Source organism: Dichelobacter nodosus (assembly GCF_001263335.1).
In the GTDB taxonomy this organism is placed as follows: Bacteria; Pseudomonadota; Gammaproteobacteria; order Cardiobacteriales; family Cardiobacteriaceae; genus Dichelobacter; species Dichelobacter nodosus.
The window spans coordinates 148,739-169,298 of sequence record NZ_LGVW01000012.1 but is presented as its reverse complement, the minus strand read 5'-3'; the positions used below and the strand labels follow the sequence as shown (position 1 = coordinate 169,298).

Annotated in this window: 16 protein-coding genes; 10 read left to right on the top strand and 6 right to left on the bottom strand. The window is 44.7% G+C overall.

The genetic code is table 11. The annotated features are described in order from the left end of the window. Nucleotides 1–41: 41 nt before the first annotated feature. From AKG33_RS02660 to aroA, 5 genes are all read right to left on the bottom strand, one after another. Entirely contained in the window at nucleotides 42–638 is a 597-nt protein-coding gene (locus AKG33_RS02660; RefSeq protein ID WP_011927866.1) for a thermonuclease family protein, read from the bottom strand. Nucleotides 639–716: 78 nt separating this feature from the next. Then, entirely contained in the window at nucleotides 717–1,007 is a 291-nt protein-coding gene (locus AKG33_RS02655) for an integration host factor subunit beta (protein ID WP_011927865.1), read from the bottom strand. 62 nt (nucleotides 1,008–1,069) lie between these two features. Beyond that, nucleotides 1,070–2,746 carry a 30S ribosomal protein S1 gene (rpsA, locus tag AKG33_RS02650; protein WP_011927864.1) on the bottom strand — a complete coding sequence of 559 codons (1,677 nt, stop codon included), beginning with the start codon at nucleotides 2,744–2,746 and terminating at the stop codon, nucleotides 1,070–1,072. 20 nt (nucleotides 2,747–2,766) lie between these two features. Further along, entirely contained in the window at nucleotides 2,767–3,441 is a 675-nt protein-coding gene (gene cmk, locus AKG33_RS02645; protein ID WP_050707896.1) for a (d)CMP kinase, read from the bottom strand. Next, nucleotides 3,419–4,747: a 3-phosphoshikimate 1-carboxyvinyltransferase gene (gene aroA, locus AKG33_RS02640; protein ID WP_050707895.1), complete on the bottom strand. Its 1,329-nt coding sequence runs from the start codon at nucleotides 4,745–4,747 to the stop codon at nucleotides 3,419–3,421. Before aroA ends, cmk begins: the two co-directional genes overlap by 23 nt. Before the next feature lie 213 nt (nucleotides 4,748–4,960). Here aroA and AKG33_RS02635 point away from each other — a divergent pair, with 213 nt between their 5' ends. After that, entirely contained in the window at nucleotides 4,961–5,446 is a 486-nt protein-coding gene (locus AKG33_RS02635) for a pilin (protein ID WP_050707894.1), read from the top strand. Nucleotides 5,447–5,526: 80 nt separating this feature from the next. Next, nucleotides 5,527–6,300 carry a hypothetical protein gene (locus tag AKG33_RS02630; protein WP_050707893.1) on the top strand — a complete coding sequence of 258 codons (774 nt, stop codon included), beginning with the start codon at nucleotides 5,527–5,529 and terminating at the stop codon, nucleotides 6,298–6,300. A gap of 78 nt (nucleotides 6,301–6,378) precedes the next feature. Here AKG33_RS02630 and clpB read toward each other — a convergent pair whose 3' ends face one another. Then, the gene (gene clpB, locus AKG33_RS02625; RefSeq protein WP_050707912.1) at nucleotides 6,379–8,952 is read right to left on the bottom strand and encodes an ATP-dependent chaperone ClpB; all 2,574 of its coding nucleotides are present in this window, start codon (nucleotides 8,950–8,952) and stop codon (nucleotides 6,379–6,381) included. A gap of 312 nt (nucleotides 8,953–9,264) precedes the next feature. On the opposite strand from clpB, the gene AKG33_RS02620 reads away from it, so the two are divergent. The 8 genes from AKG33_RS02620 to AKG33_RS02585 all read left to right on the top strand — a co-directional run bounded on the left by AKG33_RS02620 (nucleotide 9,265) and on the right by AKG33_RS02585 (nucleotide 20,560). After that, nucleotides 9,265–10,539, top strand: a complete 1,275-nt coding sequence (locus tag AKG33_RS02620) for an aromatic amino acid transport family protein (protein ID WP_011927858.1) — start codon at nucleotides 9,265–9,267, stop codon at nucleotides 10,537–10,539. Between the two features lie 13 nt (nucleotides 10,540–10,552). Further along, nucleotides 10,553–11,854, top strand: coding sequence for an L-cysteine desulfidase family protein (locus AKG33_RS02615; RefSeq protein WP_011927857.1), 1,302 nt, complete (start codon nucleotides 10,553–10,555; stop codon nucleotides 11,852–11,854). 191 nt (nucleotides 11,855–12,045) lie between these two features. Continuing rightward, nucleotides 12,046–13,479 (top strand): alkaline phosphatase, encoded by a 1,434-nt coding sequence (locus AKG33_RS02610; RefSeq protein WP_050707892.1) that lies wholly within the window; start codon nucleotides 12,046–12,048, stop codon nucleotides 13,477–13,479. A 267-nt stretch (nucleotides 13,480–13,746) separates the two neighbouring features. Then, a complete protein-coding gene (locus tag AKG33_RS02605) occupies nucleotides 13,747–15,297 on the top strand; it encodes a SulP family inorganic anion transporter (protein ID WP_050707891.1) in 1,551 nt (516 codons plus the stop codon). Nucleotides 15,298–15,382: 85 nt separating this feature from the next. Beyond that, nucleotides 15,383–15,679 (top strand): cupin domain-containing protein, encoded by a 297-nt coding sequence (locus AKG33_RS02600; protein ID WP_011927854.1) that lies wholly within the window; start codon nucleotides 15,383–15,385, stop codon nucleotides 15,677–15,679. Nucleotides 15,680–15,681: 2 nt separating this feature from the next. Beyond that, nucleotides 15,682–17,370 (top strand): thiol reductant ABC exporter subunit CydD, encoded by a 1,689-nt coding sequence (gene cydD, locus AKG33_RS02595; RefSeq protein ID WP_011927853.1) that lies wholly within the window; start codon nucleotides 15,682–15,684, stop codon nucleotides 17,368–17,370. Beyond that, the gene (gene cydC / locus AKG33_RS02590; protein WP_011927852.1) at nucleotides 17,345–18,976 is read left to right on the top strand and encodes a thiol reductant ABC exporter subunit CydC; all 1,632 of its coding nucleotides are present in this window, start codon (nucleotides 17,345–17,347) and stop codon (nucleotides 18,974–18,976) included. The genes cydD and cydC overlap by 26 nt, the downstream gene beginning before the upstream one ends. Before the next feature lie 30 nt (nucleotides 18,977–19,006). Then, on the top strand, nucleotides 19,007–20,560 hold the full coding sequence (locus AKG33_RS02585) for a cytochrome ubiquinol oxidase subunit I (protein WP_011927851.1): 1,554 nt from the start codon (nucleotides 19,007–19,009) through the stop codon (nucleotides 20,558–20,560).

The following is a 20,560-nucleotide window of genomic DNA, read 5'->3' as shown; positions in this document are numbered from 1 at the left end:
GAGACCTTTGTGGATTTACTTGTCCACAAGCAAGTGTTCAATTATTGATGATAACGCCGCCACTTTTTGGGATCTTGATGATCGCCTGCTTTTGCCCAAACACCGCGTTTGGCGCGTTTTGCTTCAGCTTCGGCTTGTTGATAATTTTTAGGCGTATCTTTGCCATCGTAGGCAACGGCTCTGCCTTGTTTGAGCATTTCTAAATTGATATCAACGCCATCAGTGGTCAAAATGCGTCCCAATTGCCGCTGATAACGATCGGCGCCGTGACTTTCCAGCATGAATTGCGCCGGCAATATCTGGCTCAATACCGCTTTTGATTGTTCGCCCCATGGTTTTTGTTTCATTTCTGGCGCATCAATACCAATCAGGCGAATCGATAAATTACGCTGATCGCATTCTGCGCGCACGGTATCGCCATCGGTGACTTTTAATAAACGGCAAGATAAACGCGCGCCACGCGAAAAAGCCGCATCTTTTTGATTGGAACCGCTATTTTCCGAGGGCACAAAATGATTAACCAGCGCCATAATGAATGCGCTCGCAATAAAAATCAGCCATTGCTTCAACTTTTGTTGCACACTTTCCCCTTTTCGAAGACGCAAAGAGGGTTTTCGCAAATAGTTTTTTCGAGCCATGCCTTCTCCTTAAAATGCTGCCAAAGATAAATACAAAACAGCACCGACAAGCGGTGCTGCACTGGAAGTGACATGCTGTTATTGGTTTATTTCTTCATCAACCCGTTCACGCAATTCTTTTCCAGCACGAAAATAAGGAATTGATTTGGCAGGAACGCGTACAGATTCGCCCGTTTTGGGATTACGTCCTTGGCGAGATTCACGATAATGAAGAGAAAAACTGCCAAAACCCCGAATTTCTACACGATCGCCTTTTTCCAAAGTATGGCAAATGCGTTCAATCATCAATTTTACAGTATCTTCAACATCTTGCGCGCGCAACTGGGGATACTTCATCACTAAACGTTCAATTAATTCAGATTTTGTCATCATATTCCTCGAATAAAGAAGCTCCAATTGGAGCTTCTTTTGTTAGATTTCCGCAGAAATAATTAGGCTTCGTCAGAATTTAATTCTTTGAAAATATCACCGAGTGAAGTGCTCGCCTGATTATCTTTGCGGGTATAGTCTTGAATAACTGCTTTTTCTTCAGCCACATCTTTCGCGCGGATAGAAAGAGCAATAGATTTATGTTTACGGTCAATATTTAACACTTTTGCTTCGATTTCATCGCCAACAGCAAACAATTTTGTTAAATCTTCAACGCGTTCAATCGCCGCTTCGGCAGCACGCAAAACGCCGTTTACACCTTCTGCCAAATTCACAGTTGCTTGACGTTCGTCTAATTCAACAATCTTGCCGCTGACCACGCTTCCGTGTCCATGCGCTGCGATATATTGAGAAAATACATCTTGAGAAAGTTGCTTAATACCCAAAGAAATACGTTCACGATCGGCTTCGATGCCCAAAATGATCGTTTCCACTTCTTGACCTTTTTGGTAAGCACGCACGGCTTCTTCGTTATTTTCGTCCCAAGATAAATCAGACAAGTGCACCAAACCATCAATACCGCCCGGCAATCCGATAAAGATACCGAAATCGGTAATAGATTTAATTTGTCCTTTAATGCGTTCGCCTTTGTTGTAATTCTTTTCAAACTCTTGCCACGGATTGGATTGACATTGTTTCATGCCCAAAGAAATGCGGCGACGTTCGCTGTCAACATCTAAAATCATCACTTCTACTTCTTGACCGACGGCAACAAATTTGCGGGGATTGACGTTTTTATTCGTCCAATCCATTTCGGAAACGTGCACCAAACCTTCCACGCCGTCTTCAATTTCAACAAAAGCGCCGTAATCAGCGATATTGGTTACACGACCGCTTGCTTGCGTATTAACCGGATAACGTTCGGCAATATCACCCCAAGGATCTTCACCTAATTGTTTTAATCCCAAAGAAACGCGTGCGCGTTCACGGTCAAACTTCAAAACTTTAACTTCTACTTCATCGCCAATATTGACCACTTCAGAAGGATATTTAATGCGTTTCCACGCCATATCAGTAATATGAAGCAAACCATCAACGCCGCCCAAATCCAAAAAGGCGCCGTAATCGGTTAAATTCTTAACCACAGCTTTAACAACATCACCTTCTTGCAGATTTTGCAGAACTTCTTCACGTTCAGCTTTATATTCATGTTCAATAACCGCGCGACGAGAAACCACAATATTATTGCGTTTTTGATCGAGTTTAATAATCTTAAATTCGATTTCTTTTCCTTCAACAATAGCGGGATCTTTAACGGGGCGAACGTCAACTAAAGAACCTGGCAAAAAGGCTTTTACGCCTTCTACGTCAACCGTAAAACCGCCTTTGACGCGTCCAGAAACGATTCCTTTAATAATTTCTTCGCTGGCAAATTTTGCTTCTAAAATTTCCCAAGTACGGATGCGCTGAGCTTTTTCGTGAGAAATTTGGGTTTCACCATAGCCATTTTCCAAAGCTTCCAAAGCGACTTCCACTTTATCGCCGACTTGAATCGTCAACGTGCCTTGTTCGTCGCAAAATTGCTCAACGGGAATAAAACCTTCTGATTTTAAACCAGCGTTTAAAACCACAAAATCCTTACCAATTTGAACAACTTCAGCTTTAATGATGGCACCGGGTTTCAGTTCGGTTGTTTCAATACTTTTTTCAAAAAGTTCTGCAAATGATTCTTCTACCATGAGGTTCTCTAAGGGTTTGATCAAAAATTAAAAAAATGGGCTTGCCAAAGCGCATCGATCTTCTCAAGCACCGCCTGCACCGATAAATCGGTAGTATCAATCAGCACCGCATCCGAAGCTGGTTTAAGAGGTGCTACAAGACGATTGCGATCGCGCGCATCGCGCGCGGCAATCTCTTTTTTGAGGGCGGCTAGGGTAACATCTTCCCCTTTTTCTATCAACTGTTTATAACGTCTTTCCGCACGAATTTCTGCCGTCGCATCTAAGAAAATTTTTAACGGGGCTTCCGGAAAAACCACCGTTCCCATATCGCGTCCATCGGCAATTAACGGCGCATCGCCGGCAAAATTGCGTTGAAAATCCAATAATGCCGCGCGGATTTCTGGTTTAACCGCCAATTGCGATGCCAACGCACCCGTTTCTTCCCGACGCAAAACATCATCAATCACCACGCCATTTAAAAAAACGCGCACCACCGTCTCCGTCATCACAAAATCCACTGCCATTTCTTGTAACGCTGCCACTTGAGTTGCCGTTGCCGCGAGTGACAAATTTTGTCGCTTCAAAAACAACGCTGCCAAACGATAAACCGCGCCGCTGTCTAAATATGCCCAACCGTGCCGCCGCGCCAAAGCTTGCGCCACCGTGCCTTTTCCAACACCGCTAGGACCATCAATCGTGACAATTTTTCGCATCTTTTTCTCCTACATTCATACCAATTGCGGCGGCAAAATCGCGAAATTGCGGCATAGAAACCGCCGCCACCGCGCCGTCATCAATCAATAATTCACCTGCCGCGCGCATACCTGCCACCGCCAAACTCATCGCAATCCGATGATCGCCAAAACTGTTCACCCGCGCCGGTAAAAATTGCCGATCGCTTCTTCCATATATATGAATAAAATCGGCGCCAACGTCGCACGCCACGCCCAAAGTTTGTAAATTTTGCGCCATCGCCGCTAAACGATCCGATTCTTTCACACGCAATTCTGACAAATTGCCCACAAAAGTCGTCCCTTCCGCGCAAGCTGCCGCAATAAAAAAAATCGGCAATTCATCAATCGCGTTGGCAATCCATTCCGGCGCCACCGTAATGCCGCGCAATTTTGAATGATAAACAACAATATCTGCCACCGGTTCGGCGCCCCAAAAGCGCTGATGATGCAATTCAATCCGTCCGCCCATTTTTTGCAACAAAGTAATGATTGCCGACCGCGTCGGATTAATGCCGACATTACGAATAACGACTTCCGCGCGCGGCGCAATCAAAGCCGCAACCATAAAAAACGCCGCCGCCGACAAATCACCGACAATATCAAGCGCGCAACCGTGCAATTTTTGTCTACCGGTGACGATTATTTGCTCTTTTTGAGTCTCGAGCGCACCGCCAAAAAGCGGCAACATGCGTTCCGTGTGGTCGCGACTGATGCCGCAAGTATGCAGCCGCGTGGTACCGTCAGCCAATAATCCTGCCAAAATAAGGCAACTTTTTAATTGCGCGCTGGGAAGCGGTAACGCGTAATCAATGCCGGTCAGCGGGCGTCCTGAAATATGTAACGGCGCCGTAAAATTGCTGTGACTGACAATTTTTGCCCCCATTTGCATAAGCGGCGTAATAATGCGCTGCATCGGACGTTTTTCTAATGATTCATCGCCGCATAACACGCTCTCAAAGCGCTGCGCCGTCAAAATTCCTGCCAATAAACGCATGCTAGTGCCACTGTTTTGCATATTTAACGGTGCTTTCGGCGGCTGCAAACCCAGAAATCCCACGCCGCGAATCGTCACTATTTCTTTTTCTCTTTGAATATCAACGCATAATGCACGCAATGCTTGCGCCGTCGCCAAACAATCCGCGCACGGTAAAAAGCCGCGGATTTCCGTTTGTCCTTCTGCTAACGCTGCTAATAATAAGGCGCGATGCGACATTGATTTATCGCCGCATATCGTTATTTCGCCGGAAAGCGCAGAGACGGGCGCAGTGTGCCATATATTCGTCATCATCATTTCCTTTTATAAAACCAACGTTATTGTGCCGGAAAAATAGTAGAAAAAATGCAAAAAAAGCGCGTGTGTCAGAAAATAATTTTTTTAACTAATTGTTTTTAAATATAAAAACAATATTGGCATTGATGACGCATAATGAAAGGCGTCAGGCAACTGACTCTAAACAAGATGATATTTAAATGTTCACATTCTTAATAGGAGAATATGATGAAAAGTTTACAAAAAGGTTTCACCTTAATCGAACTCATGATTGTAGTTGCAATTATCGGTATCTTAGCGGCTTTCGCTATCCCTGCATACAACGACTACATCGCTCGTTCACAAGCAGCTGAAGGCGTAAGCTTGGCTGATGGTTTGAAAGTTCGTATCGCTGAAAACTTACAAGACGGCGAATGTAAAGGACCGGACGCAGCTCCAGCATCTGGTGTTGTTGGCAACGAAGACAAAGGTAAGTATGCCTTAGCAAAAATTGATGGTACCTATGATCAATCAAAGACAGAAGCTGGCGATCCGAATGGTTGTAAGGTCGAAATCACTTATGGTCAAGGCACTGCAGAAGGTAAAATTTCTAAGCTGATCACTGGTAAAAAATTGGTTTTAGATCAATTGGTTAATGGTTCATTTATTGCAGGTGATGGTACTGACTTAGCAGATAAATTTATCCCGAATGCAGTAAAAAAAGCTAAAAAATAGTATCTAGTGTAAACATTAGCTTACTTAAAAGCCTCTCTCTTGAGAGGCTTTTTTATTTCACCATCAATCAGTAAAAAGCTATGAATAAACAACGATTTTTATTTGCTGCAAAAATTTCTGGAATCCATTTTTTACTTTCCTTAACCGTTGCTGTCTTATTAGCTGGTTTAATCTTTTTCGTTTGGTATCCTTTTCCATATCAAAAGATTATGGGCAGTTTTAAATTATTCTTTTTAATTTTTGGTATTGATGTTTGTTGTGGACCGCTGCTGACTTTTATTTTGTCCAATCCGCAAAAACGCTTAAAAGAATGCATCATTGATTTCTCTTTGATTATTTTCATTCAACTTTCCGCCTTTATTTATGGCATGTATAACATTTATCTGGCGCGTCCCGTTGCTGTAGTTTTTGAACTGGACAGTATTCGTATTTTATCGAAAGGTGATATTTTGCTTGATGAATTGCCACAAGCGTTGCCAGAATTTCGTCAATTTCCTTATTTTGGTCATCATCTCCTTGCCGTTCGCGACTGGAAAAACGCCGAAGAGCGAAAAGAAGGCGTTGAGAAAGCATTTCAAGGTTTCGACATTGCGCAACAACCAACACTCTGGGTTGCCTATTCATCTGAACTTGAAAAAATCCGCAAAGCTGCTAAACCGCTGGCGCAAAGTTTTCCAAAACTCAATGCCGAACAACAACAAAACGTAAAAACTGCCCTACAAAAAGCGCATCTCAATCTGGAAGAAGCATTCTTTTTGCCGTTGGTATCCAATCGTTCTATGGAATGGATGGTTATCCTAGATAAAAATATGAACATTACGACGGCAGTTGAAATTGATGCATTTGAATTATAAAAACTGCATCATTTCGAGTTGTTCAAAAACCCTCCCCACAAAAAAACCGCCCGCAGGCGGTTTTTCAATCATTAAAAATCAGTGGAAAGTAAAATTTGTGCCATCAAAACCAATCGTAATTGTACTTTGCGGCAAATATTGTCCTGCTAACAACGCCTGCGCCAAAGGATTTTCAATATAATTTTGAATCGCACGTTTTAGCGGACGGGCGCCAAAAAGCGGATCATAACCCAATTCAACCAATTGATTAATCGCATCTTCTTCAACGCTTAACAGTAATTCGCGCGTTTGCAAACGTTGCCGCAAACGTTCCAATTGAATTTGCGCAATGCGATACATATGCGTTTTTGCCAAACCGTGAAACACAATCGCTTCATCAATACGATTAATAAATTCGGGGCGGAAATGCGCCATCACAATCTCCATCACTGCCGATTTCATCTCTTCATACGATTTCTCCGCCAGCAATTGAATCATATCGGAGCCCAAATTGGAGGTCATAATAATCACCGTGTGACGAAAATCGACCGTTCTACCTTGCCCATCAGTCAAACGACCTTCATCTAAAACCTGCAATAACGTATTAAAAACATCGCTATGCGCTTTTTCCACTTCATCAAATAACACCACGCTATACGGTTTGCGCCGCACAGCTTCCGTTAAATAACCGCCTTGATCGTAGCCAACATAACCCGGAGGCGCCCCAATTAAACGTGCAACACTATGTTTTTCCATGAATTCGCTCATATCGATGCGCACCATATTTTCTTCACTATCAAACAAAAATTGCGCCAAAGTACGACATAATTCAGTTTTACCAACACCCGTCGGCCCCAAAAATAAAAAAGAACCAATTGGACGTTTTGGGTCAGATAATCCCGCGCGATTGCGCCGAATCGCGTTGGCAACCGCTTCAACTGCCGTTTTTTGTCCTACCACGCGTTCATTTAATACCGTTTCCAAATGCAATAAACGCTCTTTTTCGCCTTCCATCATTTTGGCAACCGGAATCCCCGTCCAACGGGAAACGATTTCCGCGATTTCTTCAGCGGTCACTTTATTACGCATTAAACGATGCGGACGTTGTTCCGTTTGTTGTTCATTTTCAAGCAATTGCTTTTCTTTTGCCGGAATCAAACCATATTGAATTTCGCTCGCGCGCGCAAAATCGCCGCGCCGTTTTGCCGCTTCCAATTCCACGCGTAATTTATCTAATTGCTCCTTAATTTCGGCGGCGCCCTGCGTTCCCGCTTTTTCTGCCAACCAAATCTCTTCTAAATCGGCATATTCTTTTTCTTGCGCGGCAATTTCTGCTTCTAAATCGCTCAAACGTCTTTTCGACGCCGCATCGGTTTCTTTTTCCAGCGCCATACGTTCGATTTGCAATTGAATCAACCGCCGATCAATTTTATCCATCACTTCCGGTTTACTATCCAATTCCATGCGAATTTGCGCCGCGGCTTCGTCCATCAAATCGATAGCTTTATCGGGCAATTTTCGTCCGCTGATATAACGATGCGACAACTGCGCCGCTGCCACCAACGCCGGATCCGTAATATTAATGCCGTGATGCACTTCATAACGTTCCTGCAAACCGCGCAAAATCGCAATCGTATCTTCAACGCTGGGTTCATCAACGATCACCTTTTGAAAACGCCGTTCCAGCGCCGCATCTTTTTCCATATATTGACGATATTCGTCCAAAGTCGTTGCACCAATGCAATGCAAATCGCCGCGCGCAAGCGCTGGTTTGAGCATATTGCCGGCATCTAAAGAACCTTCACTTTTGCCCGCGCCAACCATGGTATGAATTTCATCGATAAATAAAATAATTTGCCCATCGGCTTTCGTGATTTCATCTAAAACGGCTTTTAGCCGTTCTTCAAATTCACCGCGGTATTTCGTGCCGGCTAATAACGCCGCTAAATCTAAAGATAACAAACGTTTACCTTTTAAACTTTCCGGCACAGCGCGATCCGCGATTCTTTGCGCCAAACCTTCCACAATTGCCGTTTTACCGACGCCCGGCTCGCCAATCAATACGGGATTATTTTTACTACGACGTTGAAGAATTTGCATCGCGCGGCGAATTTCCTCATCGCGACCGATGACGGGATCGATTTTGCCGTCTAACGCGCGCTGCGTAACGTCTAAGGTATATTTTTTCAATGCACCGCGTTTATCTTCAGCGTATTCATCTGTCACCGCCTCGCCGCCGCGCACCGCATCAATTGCTGCCACTACCGCCGCTTTTTCCAAACCGTTGGCACGCAATAATTGCTCCAAATCCCCTTTTGCATCATAAACCGCGCGCAAAAAGAGCTCAGAAGAAATATATTCATCGCCATTTTGTTGCGCGTATTTATCGCATAAATTCAATAACCGCATACTTTCCGGCGAAATATTGACATCACCCGTGGGATTTTTCACCCGCGGTAAACGTTCCAACGCCTGCATCACCGCTTGCCGAAGCGCGCCGATTTGCGCGCCCGCGCGTTGCACAATCGCAATAATGCTGCTGCCTTCTTGATCGAGTAGTGCCGAAAAAATATGCAGCGGCTCAATATATGCGTGATCTTTGCCCACGGCGAGCGATTGCGCCGCCGATAAAGCTTCTTGAAAACGTGCTGTAAATTTTTTACTCATTTGCATGAACTCCATTGAATTATTGATTGCTTTAATGAGGGCATTATTATTTTTTTCAAATAAAAATATGAATCGCACCAGTAGTTTATGAATAAATGATGACGCGGGATTCATTTTTTATATTACTCATCAATTTCTTTTAAAAAAGGAAAGCAATATCAATAAATTGTTTAAAAACAAATAATTAAAAATGGTAATTTTTTAGTGTTTGGTATCTCGAATTTCTTGCGATAACATTAAAACCTCTTCATTTATAAACTAAATGTAATCCGTTATCCGTCATCAGCTTTGATGGCATCGCTAGTAAAAGAGGTTTTTATGCAAGAACAAAACGCAACTTCTTCCCTTCCGGAAAAAATTAAATTTGATTCAACCGATGTCGGCTGGGTCATTATGAGTATCGGCATGGCAATTGGTGCCGGTATCGTTTTTTTGCCGGTGCAAGTGGGTTTGATGGGTATGTGGGTATTTTTACTTTCTTCCATCATCGGTTATCCCGCGATGTATTTATTCCAACGGCTTTTCATTAATACGCTGGCGGAAGCGCCCAAATGTGAAGATTATCCTTCCGTGATTTCCGGTTATTTGGGCAAAAACTGGGGCATCTTCCTCGGGCTTTTATACTTCGTCATGCTGGTGATTTGGATGTTTGTTTATACCACTGCCATCACCAACGACAGCGCCTCCTATTTAAAAACCTTCGGCGTCACCAAAACCTTATTATCTGATAGTCCTTTTTACGGTTTGGCGCTGATTTGCATATTAGTAGCGATTTCTTCCCGCGGCGAAAAGCTGCTTTTTAAAATCTCCAGTTTTATGGTGCTGACCAAATTAGTCATTGTTGCCGCTTTGGGATTATCCATGGTTGGCATGTGGAAATTATCCAACATCGGCGCGCTGCCGCCCGTTGGTAAATTAATTAAAGATGCGATTATTACGCTTCCGTTTACGCTGACCTCCATTTTATTTATTCAAACTTTAAGCCCAATGGTCATTTCCTACCGCGCTAAAGAACAATCACCAGAAGTTGCGCGTTATAAAGCGTTGCGCGCGATGAATATCGCCTTTATTACGCTTTTTGTCACCGTCTTTTTCTACGCCGTTTCCTTCACTTTATCGATGGGACACGATGAAGCCGTAAAAGCTTACGAACAAAATATTTCCGCCCTTGCCATCGTCGCGCAAATTTTCCCCGGCAGTTGGGCAACTTATGTCGGCGTATTACTCAACATTTTTGCGGTAATGACGGCATTTTTCGGCGTTTATTTAGGATTTCGTGAAGCCACCCAAGGCATCGTCATGAATATTTTATTGCGTTATATGCCGGCGGAAAAAATCAACGCCGATTGGGTACAAAAAGGCATCATGTTTTTTGCCATCATTTTGGCGTGGAGCGCCGTAGTATTAAATGCGCCCGTTTTGATGTTTACTTCTATTTGCAGCCCCATTTTTGGACTCGTCGGCTGCTTGATTCCTGCTTATTTGGTTTATAAAGTAGACTTTCTCCGGAAATATCGAGGCATTTCTTTGCATCTCATCATCATTACCGGATTCTTATTACTGATTTCACCTTTATTAGCATTTTGGGGATAACGTAGGAGTCAATATGAATACCTCATTACAGGATTTAGAGCAGGAAATTTTAGCGGCAGTACGCCATGAAGTAGTGCCGGCTTTGGGGTGTACCGAACCCATTTGCGTGGCTTTAGCCGCCGCCATCGGTAGAACACATTTATCATCAGCGCCGGAAAAAATCGCCGTACGCGTTTCGGGAAATTTAATGAAAAACGCCATGGGCGTCACCGTTCCCGGAACCGGCATGGTCGGACTCTCCATTGCCGCCGCCGTTGGCGCCATTGGTGGCGATGCTGAAGCGGGTTTACAAACCTTAAAATCAATTAGCGCGGAAGACGTTGCCGCTGCTAAAAAAATGTTAGCAGATGATGCCGTCAGCGTTTCCATGGCAGATACCGATCACATTTTTTATGCTGAAGTGACGTTAACCGCGGGCGCCGAAATCGCGCGCGTCTGCATCGCCGATACGCATACTAATGTAGTGCTCATCGAAAAAAACGGAAAAACAATTTATCAAAAACCAGTCGCCGCGGCAGATGAAAAAAATCCAGTTGCCGTTTTCACGAAAATAACAGCGAAAGATGTTTTTGATTTTGCGACCACGGTTGATTTGGAAAAAATTCGTTTTATTAAAGAAGCCGCTACGCTCAACAGCGCATTATCACAAGAGGGTTTGCGCACCGATTATGGTTTGCACATCGGCAGAAGTTTGCAAAAAAACATCGGCAACGGTTTATTAAGCGATGATTTGCTCAACCGCATTATTATTGAAACCGGCGCGGCATCTGACGCGAGAATGGGCGGCGCGAGTTTGCCGGCAATGAGTAATTCTGGTTCTGGCAATCAAGGCATTGCCGCGACGATGCCCGTGGTTGTGGTTGCGCGGCATCTCAAATCCAGCGAAGAAAAAACCATTCGCGCGCTCTTTTTATCGCATGCGTTAGCCATTTATATTCACGCGAAATTACCCACATTATCTTCATTATGTGCGGCAAATACGGCAGCGATGGGCAGCGCGGGCGCGTGCGCTTGGTTATTTAGTGAACGTTTTGAAGCGGTCAGCGATACGATTTGCAGCATGATCGGCGATGTCAGCGGCATGATTTGCGACGGCGCGGCAAACAGTTGCGCGATGAAAGTTATCAGCAGCATTACATCGGGTTATAAATCCATGTTGATGGCGCTGGATAATACGCGGGTGACGGGTTTTGAAGGTATTGTGGAGCACGATCTCGAACGTTCTATTAACAATTTATGCGCTTTAGCGCGAGAAAGTATGCAGCACGTTGACCAGCAAATTATCGATATCATGGTTCAAAAACCCATGCATTAAATAATGAAACGTTTTAAAAGCGACCCCGAGCGGTCGCTTTTTTTATTGCCATTTATTTATAAATCGCGCCAAACTCCAATAAAACTGCCATTTTTAATGATTATGCGTAGCATTCGTCATTATTTGGAAACAAACGAGAATTAACATTTCCCGCGTTTATCAATAAATGGAGAACTCGTGTGACTCATTCTATGACTCGATTGGCTTTAGCTTTAGCTTTGGCTGCAAGCAGCGTTTTCGTTAGCGCTCAAGAAGAAAAAGCGCCAGCAGCGGCGAAAAATGTCATTTTATTAATCAGTGATGGCGCTGGTATTAATACATGGAGAGCCGCAAGCTATTTCCGCCACGGCGCTTTAGGAAAAGAAGCTTATGATAAATTTGACGTACAAATATTTGCTTCCACTTATCCTTTAAATACCTCCAAAAAACCAACCAAAAGTAACGAAAATGCGGTAATTTTTGATCCGGCAGAATTATGGAGCGATAAACCAACTAAAGCCGTTCTTGAAGGCGAATTAGCACATTATCCGAGCTTTTTTAGCGGTTATGAATATGCTCGAAATGATGCAACTGATAGCGCCGCTGCGGCAACCGCTTTGGCAACTGGTCATAAAACCTACAATAACGCCATTAACTGGTCAAACGATGACGAAAAACTCAAAAATATTGGTGAATATGCGGTTGAAAGCGGACGTTCTTTAGGCGTTGTTTCCAGCGTTCAATGGTCACACGCAACACCTGCCGGATTTTTAGCGCACAACAGCAGCCGCAATGAATACGCACAAATTGGTAAAGAAATCGTAGACTCTGGATTAGCAACCGTCGTGATGGGCACTGGTCACCCATATTTCGATGAAAATGGTCAACCAATTGAACCTAAAGAAGATAAAGCATTTAAATATGTCGGCGGCAAAGAAACTTGGGATAAATTAACCGCTGGCGACACTGATTATCGTTTTATCGAAAAGAAAGAAGATTTCGTGGCTTTAGCAAACGATAAACTTGCTATGAACGGCAAAGAAAAAGTATTGGGCACCGCACAAAATAACGCCACATTACAATTTAACCGTTCGGGCGTTGCCGCTGGTAATTTACTGATGAATCAACCAGATTTATCCACAATGGCGCGCGGTGCGTTAAACGTGATCAGTAAAAATAAAAATGGTTTCTTCTTAATGGTTGAAGGCGGCGCGGTTGACTGGGCAGCGCATGCCAATAATCTGCCGCGTTTGGTTGAAGAACAAATCGATTTCAACACCATGGTTGAAAACGTAGTCGATTGGGTTGAAAAGAACAGTTCTTGGGACGAAACCTTATTAATCGTCACCACTGATCACGGTAACGGTTTCTTGCAAGGTCCTGATTCTAATAAAAACATCTATTCTGAAATCGTCAATCAAGGCGCCGGTGCGCTGCCTTTAGTGCGTTGGTACAGCGATAATCATACGCGCGAATTAGTGCCCGTTTATGCGCACGGTGCGGGGGCAAAAGAATTTTTAGCCATCGCCAAAACGGAAAATAATTTGGGCAAATACTATCAAGTTAAACCGGAAAGTCAGTTTTACATTGATAACACAGACATTTTCCGTGTCGCCGCAAAATCAATGGGCATCGCTACCGAATAAAACCGCGCTCATTACTTTTTCATAAAAATATCATCATTTCGCCGTCTGATTTAAGACGGCATTTTTTTCGATCAAAAACGAGCCCAAAGCATCAAAACGGGCATCAGGCGCGGAATGTGATACCATTTTGCGCCGTATTACATATGGTTACATTCATTGCCATCACGGAATCGTGCTTAATTGGCATGACATTTTCCGTTACATTCTCAAAAAAATATCAATAAAAGAGCAAAACATTGCGCGCCCCGCTTTAATAAGGATTTTAATATGGAAGCCCAAAAACCAAGTTATTTAACTGAATTTAAAACGAATTTTTCCGCTGGATTGGTTGTTTTTTTAGTTGCTTTGCCGTTATGTTTGGGCATCGCGCTGGCTTCGGGAACTCCGCCGTTATCGGGAATCGTTGCGGGCATTATTGGCGGCATCGTGATTGGCTTTTTAAGCACCTCACACATCAGCGTTTCCGGGCCTGCCGCGGGATTAGTGTCCGTCATTTTGGCAGCGATGGCGCAATTAGGCGCGTTTGACCTTTTTTTATGTGCCGTCATCATCGCCGGCGCCATTCAACTGATTTTGGGATTTTTGCGCGCGGGCAGTATCGCCGAATATATGCCCACCGCGGTGATTGAAGGCATGTTAGCCGGCATCGGTATCCTCATTATGTTAAAACAACTGCCTTACGCGTTCGGCGGCAACAGCGGCGATAATTGGCAAACATTGCTCACGCAGCCGCATCTCGGCGCCAGTTTCATCACCATCATTTCGTTATTTATTATTTTATTTTGGAAAAACATTGCCGGCGTTTTCAAAAACATACCGGCGGCATTAATTGCCGTTATCGTCAGCACCATCATCAGCATCATTTTTCAAAAAATGGGCAATCATTGGACGCTCGACGCACATCAACTCGTTTCGCTGCCCAATCCACGCGGCATTGAAGATATTAAAAATATGATTACGCTGCCTAATATTGCCGGTTTTAAAAATAGTTATGTTTGGATAACGGGCGCAACGATGGCAATCGTGGCATCTATTGAAACACTTTTAAGCATTGAAGCCGCTGATCATCTCGATAAACAACGCCGCATCACCGACACCAACCACGAATTGCGCGCGCAAGGGATTGGCAACATCATCGCCGGATTATTGGGCGGTTTGCCGGTGACTTCCGTCATCGTTCGCTCTTCTGCCAATGCTGACGCCGGCGCTACACGTAAAACCGCCACCATTGTGCACGGCTTTTTATTGCTCGTTTGCGTTTTAACAATGGCACCGCTGCTTAATCGCATTCCGCTCGCCAGTTTAGCCGCGGTATTAATTTTGGTGGGTTATAAATTAGCGCGCCCGAGCGTGATAAAACATTTTTGGCAAAAAGGCTGGTATCAATTCGTTCCCTTTTTCTCAACGATGATTGCCGTGGTGCAATTTGATTTACTCAAAGGCGTAGGCATTGGCTTGATTATCAGCATTATTTTTATCCTACAAAATCACATGAAACGCGCCTATTATTTAAGCCGCGAACAGCTTGCCGATGCGAAAGTGATTGAATTATCGCTTGCCGAGGAAGTGTCTTTTTTAAACAAAGCCGCGATTAAAAAAACCTTAAAAAATATCCGCCGCAATTCAACGCTGATTATCAACGCCAGCAATTCACTGTATATTTCCAGCGATGTAATGGATTTAATTGAAGATTTTTCCAATATCACCGCGAAAGAAAAAAATATTCGCGTGATATTGCGCGGCTTTAAAGCCAATCATGATTATGAAAATGAACCGCTCAATCATCATGTTCACATTCATCATCACAGCGTCATTTAAAAAACTGACTAATATTTGCTGTCGCAGATGATAAAATTAATCGCGAAAATCATCTAGAAACGCCCAATTTTTTTGTGAGAACATCATGCAACATTATGCTTTAGACCCAAATGCTTTATTAGGCGGCATTCTCGCTGAAGACGAAACTCAGCAAATCGTGCAATTAGCGCTACAAAAAGGCAATGAAATTCCGCCATATTGCGCCAATGCCGTGATTTTGCTCATCGTCTTTAACGGACGCGCGGAAATCATCACCCAGCAAGAAAAATATACCGCCGCGCAATATGACATTATTCGTCTAGCAGCCAACGAGCGCCACCGCATTTCCGCGCTGGAAGATAACACGCTCATTTTGGCAGTCAAACAATTTGTTGCCGCCTAAAAATGCCTCAACCCGCTGCCGTTTTGCTTAAAACACTGCTGCGTCCTTATCGCCGGCAATTAGTATTGCCCATTTTTTTAGCCGCGATCAGCGTCGTACTATTCATTGTGCAAAGCGCATTACTGGCGCGCATTTTTGCCGATTGGTTATCGGCTGCCAGTCAGCAGCAACCGCTCACCCGACAATTATTGCAGCATGATTTGCCCGCGCTTTTATTGTGTTTATTTTTGCGCCCGTTAACTCATTTGATAAAAGATTATGTGCTGCAAAACATCAGCCTGCGTTGCCGTCAACAATTGCGCGTGCAATTACTGGATAAAATCGCTGCCTTTGGCGCCGCGCGGCAACAATTCGGTAATGACGGCGCTTTAAGTATGCAAATTTTAGAGCAAGTAGACGCTTTAGACGGCTACATCAGCCGTTATTACGTGCAAAGCAAACTGGCAATGATGACGCCGCTCATCATCGCCGCTGCCGTCTTTTTTCACAGTCCACTTGCCGCCGGATTAATGCTATTAACGGCGCCGCTGGTGCCAATTTTTATGATTTTAGTCGGCAGTTTAGCCGCTGATAAAAGCCGGCAACAATTGCGCGTTTTAAATCAACTCGGCGGTCAATTTTTAGATATTGTGCGCGGATTGCCTACTTTGCGCCGTCTTGCCGTCACCAATTGGGCGCAAACCACGATTGCCCGCAGCGCGGAAGAATATCGCCAAAAAACGATGAGCGTTTTGCGACTTGCTTTTTTATCCGGCGCGATTTTAGAACTATTTTCTGCGCTCGCCATTGCTTTAGTTGCCGTTTATTTGGGTTTGGGACTGATCGGCATTTTGCCGTGGGCGGCAGGACGCGTTCCCGTTCCTTATCAAAGTGCTTTATTTATTTTATTACTGGCGCCGGAGTTTTATCTTCCTTTGCGGCAATTAGGCAGCGATTACCACGCTAAAGCGCAGGCACAAGCGGCAATTTCCATGTTGCAACCGCTGCTTGCTGCCAATCCGCCGCCCCAATTATCCAGTAGTAAACCGTTAACCGCGGCGCCGTCATTGCGTTTTGCGCAATTAACGATGATTGATGCCGTCGGACGAAAACGTTTGGCGCCCGTTTCATTTACCGTTGCCGCCGGCGAACGCGTGGGTATTTGTGGCAAAAGCGGCGTAGGAAAATCGAGTTTATTACACGCTTTATTAGGATTTGCGGATTATCAAGGCGTTATTAATATCAACGGCGAATCCGCGCATTTTTGGCGCCGGCAAGATATCGCTTATCTCGCGCAAACGCCGACATTATTATCCGGCACCATCGCCGAAAATTTACGTTTAGCCCAAAAAGAAGCGAGCGCCAGCGATATGAAACGCGTTTTAATGCAAGTGGATTTGTGGACATTAATTTCCGCTTTGCCGTTGGGACTGGATACGCCGCTGGGCGAAAATGGGCGCGGTCTATCCGGCGGACAGCAGCAGCGGCTTTCTTTAGCGCAATTATTATTAAGCAATAAACCGCTGTGGCTGTTAGACGAACCCGCCGCGCATTTAGACGAACAAACTGCCGCTGAAATTTATGCCATATTAGCGTGCGTGAGTACCGGAAAAACGCTGTTACTCGTTGGGCACGATATTGAACATCTGCCTTGGCTTGATCACATCATTACTTTAAAGGAATCCGATGAAGCGTCCGCTGCATTTGCGTGAATTATGGCAACCGCGCGCCAAACAATGGTGGCTCGCCGCCTTTTTAGGCGCGATCACTTTAGGCGCGGCAATTGCATTGTTAGCGGTTTCGGGTTGGTTTATCAGCGCCGCAGCGCTCGCCGGACTCGTTTCCCTCAATCACGCTTTTACTTTTAATTATTTTCCGCCGGCAGCCCTCATTCGTACTTTAGCCATGATGCGCACCGCTGGACGTTACGGCGAACGTTTAGCTTCGCATAATGCCGTTCTTCATTTATTGCGCGATTTACGTTGCCGTTTTTTTGCCCAACTCGCTGCCAGCGCGCAACCGCTTTTTTTCGCGCAAACGATGCACCGTTTAACCAATGACATTGATTTATTGGATCATTTTCCGCTGCGTTTTGTGCAACCGTGGCTGTGGGCGTTATTACTGCAAAGTATTTTTTTATGTTGGCTTTTTTGGACGGCGCCGATGCTGGCAATCGTTGCCGCGGTACCGTTGATTTTTGCCGGCATTTTATTACCGGCGTGTGCGGCGCGCCGCGGCACAACGTTGGCACAAAATGATGCGGATAAATCAGAACAACGGCGCGTTTTATTGATTAATCCGCTGCGGATTTTAACAGCGCTGCTGCTTTGGGATCGTTGGGAAAATTGCCGCCGCGATTTTTTGCGCGCCGATGATGACTACAGCCAATTAAAACGCGAGCAACAATGGCGCGCATCGTTTTATTTATGGCTACAACAATGCGTGTTGGCGGCGCTGGTGTGTGCATTGTTATGGCAGGCGGTGCCGTTATTGCAGGCGCAGATTTTATCGGTGCCGTTGTTTTTGGCGATGATTTTATGCGTTTTTGGACTCAATGAAGCGATGGCGCCGCTCGCTCAACAATTTATGGCGCTGGGCTTTGCGCGCGCTGCCAGTTGTCGTTTAAATGCTTTGCCCGTTGATATAACGCCGGAGGCTGTTCATTTGCCTGATGAAAACGTTGAAAAAATCATCGTCACCGATCTTGCCGCGCGGCAAAAAGGGGCACTTTCGGGATTTGAGGGCGTCAATTTTACGCTTTCACGCGGCGAATCATTAATTATTACGGGGCGGTCGGGTTGCGGTAAATCTACTTTATTGGACGTTTTAGCCGGCGAATTAGCGCCCGCGCGCGGAAAAATTTTGTGCGATGGCGCGGTTTATTCTCCAAAAATGGCGCATTATCTCGCACAACGTATTGATATTTTTGATTTATCGCTCGCAGATAATTTGCGTTTGGGCGATCATGCCATTAGCGACGATGCATTATTTTCCGCACTGGAAAAAGTGGATTTAGCGCGTTGGGCGCAAGATTTGCCGCAGGGATTAAAAACACCTTTAGGTGAATACGGCACCGCAATTTCCGGTGGACAAGCGCGCCGCATTGCTTTGGCGCGCTTATTATTGCGTCCCAAACCGTTATTATTATTAGATGAACCTTTTGCTGGGCTTGATGCAGATACGCGTAATCGAATTTGGCAATCGTTATGTGCACAACAACAAAACGGCTGGCTGATTGTCGTGAGTCATCATTTACCTGATAATAAAGCATCTTTATATTTGGATTTGTCTCATTCTCAAGATAAATCTGACGATTAAAACAAACCACCTGCTATCAAGGAGTTTTTTATGGATATCGTTGAATTATCGCGATTTCAATTCGCCATCACCGCGTTATATCACTTTATTTTCGTGCCGCTAACTTTAGGATTGTGCTGGATTTTAGTGATTATGGAAGCGCTGTATTTAATTACAGGGAAAGTGATTTACCGCGATATGACGCAATTTTGGGGCAAATTATTTGGCATTAACTTTGCCCTCGGCGTTACCACCGGTATCACGATGGAATTCCAATTTGGCACGAACTGGTCGTATTACTCGCATTATGTCGGCGATATTTTCGGCGCGCCGCTCGCTTTAGAAGGCTTGATGGCGTTCTTTTTAGAATCCACTTTGGTTGGTTTATTCTTTTTCGGTTGGCAGAAAATGTCGCGCCGGCAACATTTTATCGCGACGCTATTCATGGCGCTGGGCACGAATTTATCCGCTTTATGGATTTTGGTGGCAAACGGTTGGATGCAAAGTCCGGTTGGCGCCGCGTTTAATTTTGAAACCATGCGCATGGAATTAACCAGTTTTGCTGCCGTCTTTTTCAATTTAGATGCGCAACATAAATTTGTGCATACGGTTTCCGCGGGTTACGTCACTGGCGCGATGTTTGTTTTATCGATTTCCAGCTGGTATTTGCTGAAAAAGAAAGATAGAGAATTTGCGCAAAAAAGTTTTAGTATCGCGGCGGCTTTTGGTTTGATGGCGATTTTAGCAGTCATTATTTTGGGCGATGAATCGGGTTATCGTTTGGGAAAAAGTCAGCCGAGCAAATTGGCAGCTTTGGAAGCGATGTGGGAAACGGAGCCGGCGCCGGCATCGTTTAACGTGGTTGTTAAACCCAATGAAGCGGCAATGAAAAATGATTTTGCGGTCAAAATTCCTTTTATGATGGGCATCATCGGCACGCGTTCTTTGGATAAACAACTCGCCGGTATTCACGATATCGTTGCCGAAAATGCAAAACGCATTGAATCCGGACGCCACGCCGTGCTCGCTTTGGAAAAATTGCGACAAGATAAAAATGATAGCGAAGCGCGCAAAACGTTTGCCGCGCATCAAGAAAATTTAGGTTTTGGTTTACTGCTCAAACAATACAGCGACGATCTCAATAACGTGTCGCCAGAAACAATTGCACAAGCTGCCCGCAGCACGATTCCGCGCGTGGCGCCGATGTTTTGGAGCTTCCGAATTATGGTTGGTTGCGGCTTTTTGATGTTAATGTTGTTTGCCTATAGTTTGTGGTCAACGTTGAAAAACACCTTTGCCGAAAAGAAATGGTTATTACGCGTGGCAGTTTTTTCGTTGCCGCTGCCTTGGATTGCCGTGGAAATGGGCTGGTTATTAACGGAATACGGTCGCCAGCCGTGGACAATTTATGAAGTTTTGCCGACGCATTTATCCGCATCATCATTAAGCACGGCTTCTCTTTACGGCTCATTAGCGGGATTTATCGGTTTTTATACGATTTTGTTGATGGTAGAAGTGTATTTAATGCGTAAGTACGTCCATTTGGGACCTTCATCATTGGGCACAGGTCGTTACGATAACGAAAATATGCAGCAAGGAGCATAA

Bases quoted from the DNA above. Each gene is read 5' to 3' on its own strand.
- AKG33_RS02605 (WP_050707891.1), top strand. From the start codon at position 13,747: ATGGAAGCCCAAAAACCAAGTTATTTAACTGAATTTAAAACGAATTTT.
- AKG33_RS02610 (WP_050707892.1), top strand. From the start codon at position 12,046: ATGACTCGATTGGCTTTAGCTTTAGCTTTGGCTGCAAGCAGCGTTTTC.
- rpsA (WP_011927864.1), bottom strand. From the start codon at position 2,746: ATGGTAGAAGAATCATTTGCAGAACTTTTTGAAAAAAGTATTGAAACA.
- AKG33_RS02585 (WP_011927851.1), top strand. From the start codon at position 19,007: ATGGATATCGTTGAATTATCGCGATTTCAATTCGCCATCACCGCGTTA.
- AKG33_RS02620 (WP_011927858.1), top strand. From the start codon at position 9,265: ATGCAAGAACAAAACGCAACTTCTTCCCTTCCGGAAAAAATTAAATTT.
- AKG33_RS02615 (WP_011927857.1), top strand. From the start codon at position 10,553: ATGAATACCTCATTACAGGATTTAGAGCAGGAAATTTTAGCGGCAGTA.
- AKG33_RS02600 (WP_011927854.1), top strand. From the start codon at position 15,383: ATGCAACATTATGCTTTAGACCCAAATGCTTTATTAGGCGGCATTCTC.
- AKG33_RS02635 (WP_050707894.1), top strand. From the start codon at position 4,961: ATGAAAAGTTTACAAAAAGGTTTCACCTTAATCGAACTCATGATTGTA.
- aroA (WP_050707895.1), bottom strand. From the start codon at position 4,747: ATGACGAATATATGGCACACTGCGCCCGTCTCTGCGCTTTCCGGCGAA.
- AKG33_RS02630 (WP_050707893.1), top strand. From the start codon at position 5,527: ATGAATAAACAACGATTTTTATTTGCTGCAAAAATTTCTGGAATCCAT.
- AKG33_RS02655 (WP_011927865.1), bottom strand. From the start codon at position 1,007: ATGACAAAATCTGAATTAATTGAACGTTTAGTGATGAAGTATCCCCAG.
- clpB (WP_050707912.1), bottom strand. From the start codon at position 8,952: ATGCAAATGAGTAAAAAATTTACAGCACGTTTTCAAGAAGCTTTATCG.
- cydC (WP_011927852.1), top strand. From the start codon at position 17,345: ATGAAGCGTCCGCTGCATTTGCGTGAATTATGGCAACCGCGCGCCAAA.
- cydD (WP_011927853.1), top strand. From the start codon at position 15,682: ATGCCTCAACCCGCTGCCGTTTTGCTTAAAACACTGCTGCGTCCTTAT.
- cmk (WP_050707896.1), bottom strand. From the start codon at position 3,441: ATGCGAAAAATTGTCACGATTGATGGTCCTAGCGGTGTTGGAAAAGGC.
- AKG33_RS02660 (WP_011927866.1), bottom strand. From the start codon at position 638: ATGGCTCGAAAAAACTATTTGCGAAAACCCTCTTTGCGTCTTCGAAAA.